The sequence below is a fragment of the Photobacterium alginatilyticum genome (genome assembly GCF_009910675.1).
GTDB lineage: Bacteria > Pseudomonadota > Gammaproteobacteria > Enterobacterales > Vibrionaceae > Photobacterium > Photobacterium alginatilyticum.
On the sequence record NZ_RSEJ01000009.1, the window covers coordinates 48,246 to 61,343 of the forward strand.

The window sequence follows — 13,098 nt, forward strand, 5'->3', positions numbered from 1 at the left end:
TAATTGATTAATCAAATAGGAAGATTACAGCTGTTTGAAAAATCGAGCTGTGATTCTACTCGCAAATTAATCAGCAATTATTACTGTGGCGCTTCGTCACTCATTAGAATGATTCACAATAATATTGAAAACAAAGATTACCAAATGCCGAATTATTATAATCAATAAGTGACGTAATGTTCACGGCACACAATATTATTACCCTTCCCTCGACATTCAGAAGAACAAATAACACCATGGTGATTTACTGAATAATATTTCACGTCCCAACTTGAGACATCATCGACATATTTTTTGTTTGTTTAGCCGTATTTTAAATTCACTTGGTAGGCATTTCCTCACCAAATAACTTTAGGGGATGTATTATGCTCGCAGTTAAAGAGTCAACAAAAACTTTTCAATTTCCGACCGCCTTTACAATTTTATTTATTATCATGCTGGTTGCAATAGGGCTAACATGGGTCGTCCCCGCAGGGTCATATTCGAAACTATCATACAACTCGAGCGATAACTCTTTGTTAATTACCAGTCCACAGGGAGTTACAACAACTGTTCCTGCTACTCAAAACGAGTTAGTCAAACTGGATATTAATATCGGTATTGATCAGTTCGTCAATGGCACAATACGTAAGCCCATTGCAATCCCGGACACCTACCAGCAGCTTGAGCAATCGCCCAAAGGCTTAGGCGATGTTGCAGTCAGCATGGTAGAAGGAACGATCGAAGGTGCCGATATTATTGTCTTCATCTTAATTCTCGGTGGAATGATCGGTGTTATAAATAAAACAGGAGCATTTAATGCGGGGTTAATTTCACTTTCTGAAAAAACGAAAGGCCGAGAGTTTTTATTTGTTGCGCTTGTTTGTATTGTAATGGCACTTGGTGGAACAACTTGCGGATTAGAAGAAGAAGCAGTTGCTTTCTATCCTATTCTGGTGCCCATTTTTCTTGCTCTTGGTTTTGACTCAATTGTCTGTGTCGGTGCAATATTTCTTGCCGCCTCAATAGGTACGGCGTTTTCAACAATTAACCCATTCTCAGTTGTTATTGCTTCTAATGCAGCTGGTATTTCTTTTACAGAGGGGTTAGGCGTACGAACTTTTGGGTTAATTGTCGGAACCATTACCGTCATCGGATATTTATACTGGTACTGTAATAAAATCAAAGCTAACCCATCATTCTCATATACTTATTCCGATCGAGAGGCATTTAAAGAGCGCTTTTTAAAAGGGAAAAGCCTGGATGAAAAGGTGCCTTTCACAGTGCGCCGTAAGATCATTCTGTTCTTATTTGCCATTGCTTTTCCAATGATGGTATGGGGAGTGTCGATGGGAGGATGGTGGTTCCCTCAAATGGCGGCTTCGTTCCTAACCATTGCCATTATCATCATTTTCATCTCCGGCTTGAAAGAAAAAGACGCTGTAGAAGCCTTCACCCAAGGAGCATCAGAGCTTGTTGCAGTCTCACTGATTATTGGTATGGCGCGCGGCGTCAATATCGTTCTCGAACAGGGAATGATTTCCGATACGATTCTGGCCTATGCCTCTGATCTTGTCTCTGGCATGCACGGCAGTGTTTTTGCTGTTTCGCAAATGTTCGTATTCTTCCTGCTTGGATTAGTTGTGCCCTCTTCCTCTGGGCTAGCAGTACTATCAATGCCTATTATGGCCCCTCTGGCTGATACGGTTGGTATACCGCGGGATATCGTGGTCTCTGCCTATAACTGGGGGCAATATGCAATGTTGTTCCTGGCGCCAACAGGGCTGGTATTAGTAACGCTCCAGATGCTGGATATTCCGTTTAACAAATGGGTTAAGTTTGTCCTGCCCATCGTGGTTTTCTTACTTGGTTTTGGCTCTCTATTGTTAACAGCCCAAGTAATGATGATCTAATTTTGGCTTATCGGGCTCAGTGTCTCTGAGCCCGATTTCGCACCGATACTGCCATACCTCTCCGCTCTCAAGTAACAATCATCGTGTTACCCTCAAGCGATTAAGCTTGTTTGAATGTTACCGAGAATAATCCGCCAGCTTAATAGCGTTACCCAAAACATGCAGGCAAGTCAGACGGCCTACCCCGCCAGGCACAGGTGTAATCGCCGCTTCAGAGAAAATGCCGTCATGGTGCTTGATATCCCCTACCAGCTTACCGTCAACACGATTAATACCGACATCGATAATCAGCTGCCCTTCGATAAACTGAGAGTTATCCAAGATACCGTGAGCACCGGTAGCAACCACAATAACGTCATACTTGTTCCAATCAACCGCCACAAGATCTGAGCGGCTATTAAAACTCGCAACCGTACTCTGGCGATTAATAAGCTCAATCGCCAATGGTTTACCGACGATATTGCTTCGGCCTACGACCGCCACTTTCAAACCGGGAAAATTGTATTCGCCGCAGTGTGCGGAAATAATATCTATGGTTGCCTGTACCGTACACGGAAGAACGGCATTCTGGCCTAATACCAGCTGACCGAGCGCCTCGGAACCAAAGCCGTCAACATCGACAGCCGCCGGCAGGTCCGGAGCTATCAGGCCGTTTGGTAAAGGAAGCTGGAATAAAATCGGATGCTCGGCTTTTTCTGCAAGCACATCAAGGTCCGACTGTGTTGTTCCTTCTTCAGCAAGAACAATGTGATGGCACTCAAGACCAAGCTCATCAAATAACCGGATTTTATTACGGACATATACTTTGCTGGCCGGGTCTTCGCCGACAGTGACGATCGTAAGCTGAACAGGTGTACTAAGAGTCTCTATTTTGTCTTTTAACTCTGCTAGTTTTGATTCATAAATTGTATTTATTACTGATTTCATTTTTCTTGGCTTTTGTGACATGTCCTTGCTTTATAACCAACTGATTTTACATGCACATTGCGTTAGGACAAGGAATCAACTGTTACTTAATAAATTAGGATAGAAGAATAATGATGTGATAGCAGCAAAAATAAAGCTGCTATCACAAAGGTTTTGCAAAGAGGCGTCGATTGACGCCTGTTCAGAAATGTTATATCTCAACCTGAGCCTGCTAACTAACAGGCTCAATTGCATGTTAGCGGCAGCCGAAATTTATACGCTGCCACCCCTTTACTAACAATGTGTACCTAGAGCCAACTTGGCCCTGGCCATCCAGACTTTCAAGGCTAAATTATTGATTTTTATCACGTCAAATACAGAAGTTGTATTGGCTTTAGTTATTGCTCTCGCTTGTTTGTATTGCGCCTTGTTAATGCTCTTATATCAGAAAGTTATACGTAAATAATTCGTGTTAAATTAGATATTTACAGGCAGAGGCATGCATCTTCTTTAAGACTGTCCTCTACACTATCCAGATCTTTTAGCTCCGTCAGCGCTTCTTCGGCCCAGTTAACCCAAGCCTGACGAATGTGTATACCGCGACGAAGTGTTAGGCGATTTAATCGTTCCTGACGATTAAGCGTTCTATGGTTAGGGAAGTAGATTTTTTCCAGCTCTTCGTAATTATTCATGAGGGTGTGCGACTCTTGAATTAACGCTTCAAGCTGTTGTTGCATAGGAGTAGAGTGATGGATACCGCATACTGCTAGCTTGGCAGCAAACTCATCACGAATTGTGGGCGTACGTGTAGGTTCCTGAAACCACTCAAACAGTGCCTGACGCCCCTCATCAGTAATGGAATAGACTTTTCGATCCGGCTTGCTCTGTTGCAACTCAAGCCTAAAACTTGCCCATTTTTTTTCAGCCATTCTGTTGAGTTCACGATAAACCTGTTGGTGGCTCGCCTTCCAGAAATAGCCGATACTGTGAGAGAACTCTTTGGTGATATCGTAACCGCTTACGTCACGACTGCTGAGCACGGTGAGTATTACATGTGCTAGTGACATCTTTTCAATCCTTTTAAAAATATACCGCAATAATAAAGGTGCTCCGGAAGCTGTGTCATCACGACCTCTGTCACACCTCACCAGCAATTAGTTGCGTTATCAATGATGCATATTTTATGGGAACAAGTATTAAAAAAATGCGTAAAATTATGAACAGAATCGCCTGACCGCAGTTATCGTTTACGACTGAAATTCCTCTTTCAATATATCAATCGAGGCGGTATACGTCTCCAGCAACTGTATAGACAACTGCTCTATCTCTTCCTCGCCTGCCGCTTTCTTACAAGCGATTTCCAGTGCCTCGCAACCTTTACTAAGAGCAATCAGACCTATCGCGCCAGCAGAGCTTTTCAGACTATGTGCCGCGGATTCTAGCTCATTGGCTGTGCGAGCAGCTCGAATATCTTGACTAATGCTTGCCGAGCGTTCGAAGAACAGTGTAACCATCTCTCCGACCAACTCATCACCAAGTGTCTGCCTATCGACCTCTAATACAGACGGATCAAATAACACAGCGTGGCTTTCTAAAGGAGCAGCTGCAACATCGTTAGCCGTACGAACTTGATGATTACGACCATGGTAAACACTGGTGATAATAGCCTTCATCTGGTCAAACTGTACCGGTTTGCCAAGAAAACCATCTAAACCGGCTTCGAGATAGGATTCAATTTCCTGACGGAAGACATGAGCAGAAAAAGCGATAGTTGGGATTCGGCGATTGGCTTTCTTTCGAAGAACATGGGTCAACGTCACGCCATCCGTATCCGGAAGGTTGATATCCATCAAGATAAGATCGATATCATGATCATCAATAGCAGCCTCAGCCTCGGCCCCTGACATGGCAACTGTTACCTTATGCCCCAGCCTGTTCATAAACCCTTTAGCTACCAGAACATTGGTATCATTATCTTCAACAAGCAAGATTCTCAGAGGCGGAACGGACAGAGAAACTGTATCTACATCTGAATTCAACTCGCCTTCTGCAGCGATATTCATCGGAAATGTCAAAGTAAACCGGCTGCCTTTATCCGGTACGCTGGAAACAGTTAGCTCCCCGCCCAGCATCTGAGCAAATCGTCGGCTGATAGGCAAACCTAAACCGGTTCCTCGCTCCGACCGCGTCGCCTGCTCAAACGGCAAAAAGATCGTTTCGTGCTTGTCTTCGGGGATCCCTTTTCCGGTATCAGCCACCTCGAAACAAAGTATCAGCTGATTTTCTGCCTGCTCCTTGGCTAGGTACACAGAAATATTAACCTGCCCTTGTTGGGTAAACTTAATAGCATTTCCGACCAAATTGATAACGATCTGGATAATTTTATTGAAGTCACCGCAAATATGGTCTGGTACGTCGCCAGCGATTGCATAAGTTAATTCTATATTTTTTTCTTCCGCCCTTGCCTTAAAGATATTGATAACATTGGTCACTATCGAACTGGTAGAAAAGCAACTTTCATTGATATCAAAGTGACCTGCTTCGATCTTTGAATAGTCTAGAACGTTATTCAACACCCCCATCAGGATCTCTCCAGACGAGATAATCGTCTTGGTATATTGCTTCTGCTGGCTGTCAAGCAAGGTACCATCAAGGAGATGGAGTGTTCCCATGATCCCATTCATTGGTGTTCGGATCTCATGACTCATATGAGCCAAAAACGTCGACTTAGTCTTGTTGGCCTCTTCTGCTTGCTCCCGTGCATTGGCATGCTTAATTACTTCACTATTTAAAGCATCATTGGCTTTTGTAAGCTGTTCAGTGCGCTCATCGACCAACTTTTGCAATTCGTTCTGATGTTCTTGCAAAGCAAGGGCATTTTTTTTAAATACCGATATTGCATCAGCAAGGTGCCCGACATCTTCCCCTTCGCCGCGAGGGATATCGACAGATAAATCACCAGCCGCAAGTTTCTTTATCGCTGCCGTCATCCTGCCAGAAGGCTCAAGAACATCATTGCGTTGCATTCCAGGGGCACCAATCGTGGCTTGATGTCCTGCAGGAAAAGCTACCACCGGTTCTGATTCAGAAAGAGGAATCATACTGTCCGTGATATTCGCGGAAGCTTGCGAGATTTCCAAGGTCATCGACTGAAGGTAGGCAATAAACTTGTTCACCGATTTACCAATATCCCCCAGCTCATCATGGGACGTGATCTCTATCCGTGATGATAAATCGGCCTCCCCGGTCGATAGCGTATCGATACGCTCTTTTAGAATCACTAACCCTTTGACAATCTTATTTATCGACCAGGTCGCAACCAAAAGAGCGACCACCAGCAGAACTGCCGATGTCGCAATACTTATATAGACCTTGTGGTTAAAAATATCTTCGGTGGCACTCGTCAGGCCATCCTGGATATTGGTAATATCGCTGGCATATGTGCCAGTGGCAATCGTCCACCCCCATTCCGGATACACATTCCGTGCATAAGCTATCTTGCTCTCGGTCTGTTTAGTGGTTGGATTCTCGTAGGCAATTTGGACAAAAGCCTCTGTTTGCCCTCGGATCGCATTGGCAATCTTTGTCGTCGTTGACGGAATCGTTGTCCCGATAATTTCCGACTTGGGGTGAGCCAAGATCTTGCCATTTTTGTCCTGAACCCAGAAATAGCCGTTTTGACCGTATTTTGACGCACTGATACTGTTTAGTGCAGCCTGAAGTTCATCTTTCCTAAGGGTACTAATGTACTCACCGGTAGCGATAACCAAATTTAAAGGTGCAAAATAAAATGAAGCGGTCAGTTTCTCTTCGACCTTGCGAGTTACCGGGTTCAAAAAATGATAGCTTGCAAAACCAATATCATTGGATCTGGCCTCAGCTACAATATCTCGCGCGTAGTAGACACCTTTTGAATCCGTTTTATTGATAGCGCTAGAGCCAATAATACTGGCCTTTACCCCGTTTGCCTTATTCACCAGCGTGGTCGCATCATAGGCAAAAATATAGCGGCCATTATTCCAATGATACTCGTTGATAAACGCATGAATACTGGTTTCTGCCTCGGCAGCCGAACCGCTGTTACGATATATGCTTTCGATAGTATCTCTGAATGTCGAAATATCCGTTGCCAACTCGGCCCTGATACTTTCTAACTTTGAGTTTTCATAATAGTCAGAAAGTGACCGGGTAACAGTATCAACCTGTCCTTTCAAATGATCATTCAACAACAAAGCAACTTTATCACTAACATTACTTTGCTCAGCCTCAAGGACAGCCTTTTCGGTACTCATCAAGCTAGTAATGAAGAAATAACTCATTATGAGTAAAGATGCACACATGATGAGTGATAGCTTGGCTTTTATGGTCAGATTCATCGAGCTACATAACTTCCGGTGCAAACAAATATCCCTCGCCATGTACCGTAATGAAGATCTTGGGGTTCTTAATGCTCTCTTCCATTTTGTTTCTTAACCTGCGAACGAGCACATCTATGGTACGATCACTGGGAGAATCAACCCGGTGTGATATCAAGTTAAGCAACCGGCCGCGACTTAGCACTCGACTAGGATGAGTAATAAACGCCACCAATAACTCATATTCCGCTTTGGTAAGCCTTATTGCCTCACTACCTTTCGATAACTGGCGCTGCGTAACGTCAAATTCAAAATCCATGAAACAAAAGCGGCTATCGTCTTTTTCCAGTTGCGACCAGGCTGCTTCTGCCTGTTGTAGCGCATCACGAGTGAGCTGGATCCGCCATAGCAAGTTCTTAGCCCGTACCAGCAACTCTCGTGGTTCGACAGGTTTGGTAACGTAATCATCTGCCCCCATCTCCAGACCCAAAATTCGGTCGATGGGATCAGTCCTGCCCGTCACCATTATGATAGCGATATCGGACGTATTCCTTACCTCACGGGTTAGTTGGATCCCGTCTTCACCCGGCAGATTGAGATCCAGAAGGATTAGGTCAATTTTTTCGTTGCCCAGAACAGCCTTCATCGCAGCACCGTTTTCAGCCTCATAAACGGTATAGCCAGCCTGAAAAAAGTGACCTCGGAATTTCATTCTAACGATGGGATCATCTTCAACAATCAAGATCTTATAAGTCATAGGTTCTCTATATACAGCCATACGTTGAAACTGGAGGAACAGCCCCCGCCCAAATTTATACCCAAATACTTTCTTATATTCTTGGCAAGAATAATAACACACTCGATTACTGCCTGTTGTAAGCAAATGCAATTGTTTACACTTAACCACGATAGCAATATCTGTCAGGATATTTGCCTTCTTCATGGCGATACTAGCAAGCAATCAGAAGACGAACTGGAACATACCGTGAAAGCAACGATAGGCCATACATTGGAAGTGAATGAGAATTACCGGCAAAGAATCGATCAAGTCTGTAACTACATCTATGCGCACCTCGATGAGGAGTTAACTGTTGCCGAGCTCAGCAAAGTGGCACATTTCTCTAAATATCACTTCCATCGGCAGTTCTGCCATTACATGGGGATCAATGTATTCAAATTTGTCCAGCAACTGAGACTCAAACGCGCAGCCTATCAACTGGTTTTCCATCATAAGACGCGCATTATTGATATTGCGCTTGATGCTAAATTTGAGTATCCGGAATCATTCGCTCGTGCCTTTAAAAAGGAGTTTGGCCAGTCGCCTTCTGAGTTCCGCAACCAACCTAATTGGTTGCACTGGAATCAACAGTATCATCACCGTGAAAGAGCATTGGAGAGACACATGAAGGTAGATATCATATTCTTCGAAGAAACTAACGTGGCCGTAAAAGAGCATCGTGCAGCGCCGGAACGCGTCAACGAATCGGCAAGCCAGTTTATTGAATGGCGCAAATCAACCGGGCTTTCACCGATTGCCAGCAGCAGAACCTTTGGCATCATCTATGACGATCCCAAGGTCACGGCCCCTGAGGATTTTCGCTTCGATATTTGTGGTGAAATCAAACAAGCGATCGGCACTACCACCCATGGGATTATAAATAAAACCCTTCCTGCCGGGCGATGCGCTGTTATCAGGCATCATGGTTCACATGATGACCTGGACAGCAAAGTTCATTATCTCTATGGGCAATGGCTGCCTGAAAGTGATGAGGAGCTACGCGATTTCCCCTGTTTCTTTCATTATTTGAACTTCTTCCCCGAAGTTGCGGAGCATGAATTAATCACAGATATCTACCTACCACTAAAATAAAAAATACTAGATAGAACGGCAATCGGCGTAATGATTTAAGCATCTTCAGTTTGTATCATCAGCGCCGATACACTTCAAAAATACACATAAAAATATACGTCAGCATTTGGAGGCCAAGGATGACGAGACTACCTTATTCACGACTCTACTTTGCTCTGCTTGTTATATTGTTTTCAGCCATAAGCTCATATGCTGTTGCCAAGCAATCGCCTCATGATGGCCTTCATCTGGAAACAATCCATCATGACGGCCTACAACGAAGCTTCTACCTGCACCTGCCGCCGCAACACACATCTTCCGATCAATTTCCCTTGCTATTGGCCCTACATGGCGGAGGCAGAGCCGACGGTGACGAGCTTGCGGAGAGAACCGGATACAATAAACTCGCAGACCAAAAAGGTTTTATCGTTGCCTATCCCAATGGTATCGATGCACAGTGGAACGACGGTCGTGGTAAAACAGCCAGAAAATCTGACAAGATCATTCTCATTGACGATGTCGGCTTTCTCAGCGCACTGATCGAACATCTCATAAATACCCACAATGTCGACCCGAGCAGAGTCTACATGACAGGCCTTTCCAATGGCGGCATGATGACACTGCGAATGGGCTGTGAAGCCAGCGATAAACTCACTGCCATTGCTCCTGTCATTGCCAACATGCCAGCAAAGATAGCCAACACCTGCCGTCCAGACTCACCGCTACCAATGCTATTGATGAACGGAACCCAAGATCCAATGGTGCCATGGCAAGGTGGTACTGTCCGTTTTATGCGTAAGGAAATGGGAGATGTGCTATCCACGGAAGAAACGTTGAAATTATGGAGAAAACTTAACCAATGCTCATCCATCCCCTCTGTTGAAATGCTGTCTGATACAGATAAGACAGATAGCTCAGTCGTCAGAGTCGTTAGCTATCAGTGCGCCAGCAATCACGCTGACGTGATCTTGTATGCAATCGAAGGCGGCGGCCACAACTTTCCTGGCAGCAACACGCCAGACTTGCCTCGCCTCCTTGGCAACAAGAATAACGATATTAACGGCCCTGAAGTGATAGTTTCTTTCTTTATGTCATTAAACGAACAAAGCCGCCACTGACGTGACGGCTCTGGGTTTATCATTGCAGGTTGGTTGCTCAGTAACTACTGAAGCTTAAACTGCTTCACAATAGCGACTAATTGTTCGTTGCTGCTGGCAAGGTTGTTGGTACTGTCCATGGTTTGAGTACCGTTATCTGTCAGCTGGCTAACCATCTCCTGAATCGCCATCATATTACGGCTGATCTCCTCAGTCACCGTACTTTGCTGCTCGGCTGCTGTCGCAATCTGAATACCGAGATCGTTAATTTCCACAACAGATGTCGCCATCGAATCAAGGCTCTCAGTCACATTCGACGTTGTATCCGCCGTTTGCTGACAGCTATTTTTCGTGACATCCATGGCTGCGACAACCGAACTTGCCCCGTTGCGCAAATTGCTCAGCATCTCGTTAATTTCAGAAGTACTCTGCTGCGTTCTTGCCGCCAATGCCCGTACTTCATCAGCAACAACGGCAAAACCGCGTCCGTGCTCACCGGCACGTGCGGCTTCAATGGCAGCGTTAAGAGCCAACAAATTGGTCTGATCAGCAATTCCACCGATAACACCAAGAACAGAACCAATCTTCTGGGTATCTTCATTCATAGCCTGGATACTCAGCGCCATTGACTCGACTTCGTCAATCAAAGCCGCAACGCTGCTCACCGCCCCATCAACCACACGCTTAGACTGCTCAGCCTCTTCACTGGTCTTCTGGGTAAACGACGCCGACTGAGACGCACTCTGAGAGACACTTTCAGCTGTTGAGCTCATCTCGTTAACGGCTGTGACGACCTGCTCGGTTTCTGAATAGTGCGCGGTAAGGACATTATTATTGAGTTCCGTTTGGGTTTTAAGCTGCTGGATCCCTTCTGAAATATGCTCGGTAGACTGAGAGACCTCCAGCATCATAGCCTGCAAGTTACTAATAAAGGTATTCACCGCTTCTGCAATCTGCCCTAAATCATCATTGGTATAAACATCAAGGCGACGGGTAAGATCGCCATTACCTTGTGAAAGCTCAACGATAGTCGATTTTAGATCCAGGATTGGACGATAAATCCGATTCAGGACAACCATAATGATCGCAATCGCAAACACCAGCAATATTCCTGCTGTTGCCAACGAGGTATTCACTGCCTCATCAACCTCGGCGTGAGCGACAGACTGATCGATACCCACCAGAAGGTGCCAGCTGTTTTCTTCATCGAGAACAATCTCCTTAAAGTAAGCAATCTTGTCGACCCCTCCCAGACTATAATCGAATATCCCCTGCTCTTTAGAGAGCATCTGGCGTTCGAGTTCTGCCAGTTCAGGAAAGTCTGAAAGTTTTGTCTTACCAGGAACATCCACCTCTCCCGTTGAAGCGACGGTTGTACCCTTATCGTCATACAACCCGGTCATCGCACCTGGGAAGGGAGACTCGTTGACGACTTCGCCCAGTAAATCCAAATCCAGATCTGCGAGCAAAACACCACGGAACTTATCTTCGTAAAAAAATGGTTCTGCAATACTGATCATCAACTTTCCAGAAGACGCTCCTTTATAGATACCAGTAACCACAGTACTCCGCTTTTGCTTAGCGGCTTTGTACCAGCCACGGACTCGGGGATCGTACAATGCCAGGCTACGCATGCCACTTTTGGCGCCGTAAGAGCGACCATCTTCAAAACCTACAACAAAATCTGAGGCCTTAGATACACTCGCAATTTGCTTCACCATTAAGGTAATTTGCAAGTCACTCCGATCGATAGCAAAATCGGGCGCGGTGGCAATGACACCGTCCTTAATGGTTTGGAACCAATCTGTGATTCTGTCTGACGAACTGTCAATTTTAAGCATTGAATATTCATCAATGTTCCTCAGAATTGAGGATGACAGCTGCCGGTAGGATAAAAAGGACGAGATAGCCAACGAGGCTACCAACAACAAGACAGCGACCGATATGATTCGGCCTTTAAAGCTTGATAATATGTTCACAATACATCCACTACTCTTCTAATTACGTCAAAAACAATTACTCAGGGTAATGATTGCATATGATTTCATTGATTAATCGAGCATAAGTCACAAAAGCACCGACATGTATGTACAATATACGCAACAATATGCCACACGGGCATATCAAGCCGAAATAGTCACAATTAACAGTATTTCGCCGATAATATAGGTATAAGACTTCAAACTAGTCTCACTGGTTGCCAGTTATCCGCGTTTTTAATATTTATTGCCGACTGTATTTATACAGAAGGCTATTGGGGGTTATTCATCACAGTGAACACCACAATCAAGCTTGTTACCACCGACCAAAAAACAATCAGAAACGTTACATCTCATTGTAACAAAACAACAATTGATAGATATATTTTCATGGTATGCAGCATGCTAAACAAAACATAATTTACTAACTGTCAATATAGAATAAAGGCACTAGGGTTTAAATTCTAAGTATTGAAAAATCATTTATTGAATTAAGATCACACTGGCGTTTTCTTTGGGAATGCTGCAACACAATACCCACCTCCTCAGACTCTCACGCAAAACGCACAAGATATTGATAAACAAGCTAAAAACTCAAATAAAATCTTTTCAAGCACAAAATACAATCAAAATAGAGTTAATAAACTAATATATTTCAACGCTTTCAATTCATTTCGATCGTCATTTTTTTGGCGATATCGATATTATTTAGCTGGCTTGAACGCCAATTAATTAACTAACGTTGTTCTTTCGCACAATATTAAAAAGACAATAAAAACTTCTCTGTGATTTTATTATTCATCAGGATTATAATAATCAGGCACAACGACAAATGAATTAAATGGATTTCATATCAATATACATTAATTTTCAACTTTCTATTTTTCAGCAACTTATAAATTGACTTTTAGCTTGGGCATATTAAACCAAGCGAATACATGACGTGTATTAAAAGGGATATATCAATGAAATTATTAAAGCACTTGTTATGTTTAATTACATTAAGTTTTGTTCTAACTG

8 protein-coding genes are annotated in these 13,098 nt (G+C 44.0%); 3 read left to right on the forward strand and 5 right to left on the reverse strand.

Annotation, left to right across the window (positions count from 1 at the left end; genetic code table 11):
* Positions 1 to 365 precede the first annotated feature (365 nt).
* Positions 366 to 1,892: a YfcC family protein gene (locus EIZ48_RS10325; protein WP_160650671.1), complete on the forward strand. Its 1,527-nt coding sequence runs from the start codon at positions 366 to 368 to the stop codon at positions 1,890 to 1,892.
* A gap of 117 nt (positions 1,893 to 2,009) precedes the next feature.
* Here EIZ48_RS10325 and EIZ48_RS10330 read toward each other — a convergent pair whose 3' ends face one another.
* The 4 genes from EIZ48_RS10330 to torR all read right to left on the reverse strand — a co-directional run bounded on the left by EIZ48_RS10330 (position 2,010) and on the right by torR (position 7,910).
* The gene (locus EIZ48_RS10330; protein WP_160650673.1) at positions 2,010 to 2,819 is read right to left on the reverse strand and encodes a bifunctional 5,10-methylenetetrahydrofolate dehydrogenase/5,10-methenyltetrahydrofolate cyclohydrolase; all 810 of its coding nucleotides are present in this window, start codon (positions 2,817 to 2,819) and stop codon (positions 2,010 to 2,012) included.
* Between the two features lie 464 nt (positions 2,820 to 3,283).
* Positions 3,284 to 3,865 (reverse strand): PadR family transcriptional regulator, encoded by a 582-nt coding sequence (locus EIZ48_RS10335; protein WP_160650674.1) that lies wholly within the window; start codon positions 3,863 to 3,865, stop codon positions 3,284 to 3,286.
* A 180-nt stretch (positions 3,866 to 4,045) separates the two neighbouring features.
* Positions 4,046 to 7,174, reverse strand: a complete 3,129-nt coding sequence (locus EIZ48_RS10340; RefSeq protein ID WP_160650675.1) for a cache domain-containing protein — start codon at positions 7,172 to 7,174, stop codon at positions 4,046 to 4,048.
* Between the two features lie 4 nt (positions 7,175 to 7,178).
* Positions 7,179 to 7,910: a two-component system response regulator TorR gene (gene torR / locus EIZ48_RS10345; RefSeq protein ID WP_160650676.1), complete on the reverse strand. Its 732-nt coding sequence runs from the start codon at positions 7,908 to 7,910 to the stop codon at positions 7,179 to 7,181.
* A 126-nt stretch (positions 7,911 to 8,036) separates the two neighbouring features.
* Here torR and EIZ48_RS10350 point away from each other — a divergent pair, with 126 nt between their 5' ends.
* Positions 8,037 to 9,023: an AraC family transcriptional regulator gene (locus tag EIZ48_RS10350; protein ID WP_160650677.1), complete on the forward strand. Its 987-nt coding sequence runs from the start codon at positions 8,037 to 8,039 to the stop codon at positions 9,021 to 9,023.
* Positions 9,024 to 9,142: 119 nt separating this feature from the next.
* A complete protein-coding gene (locus EIZ48_RS10355; RefSeq protein WP_160650678.1) occupies positions 9,143 to 10,120 on the forward strand; it encodes a CE1 family esterase in 978 nt (325 codons plus the stop codon).
* Positions 10,121 to 10,164: 44 nt separating this feature from the next.
* Here the strand turns inward: EIZ48_RS10355 and EIZ48_RS10360 are convergent, their stop codons facing one another.
* Positions 10,165 to 12,078, reverse strand: a complete 1,914-nt coding sequence (locus EIZ48_RS10360; RefSeq protein WP_160650679.1) for a methyl-accepting chemotaxis protein — start codon at positions 12,076 to 12,078, stop codon at positions 10,165 to 10,167.
* Positions 12,079 to 13,098: the final 1,020 nt, after the last annotated feature.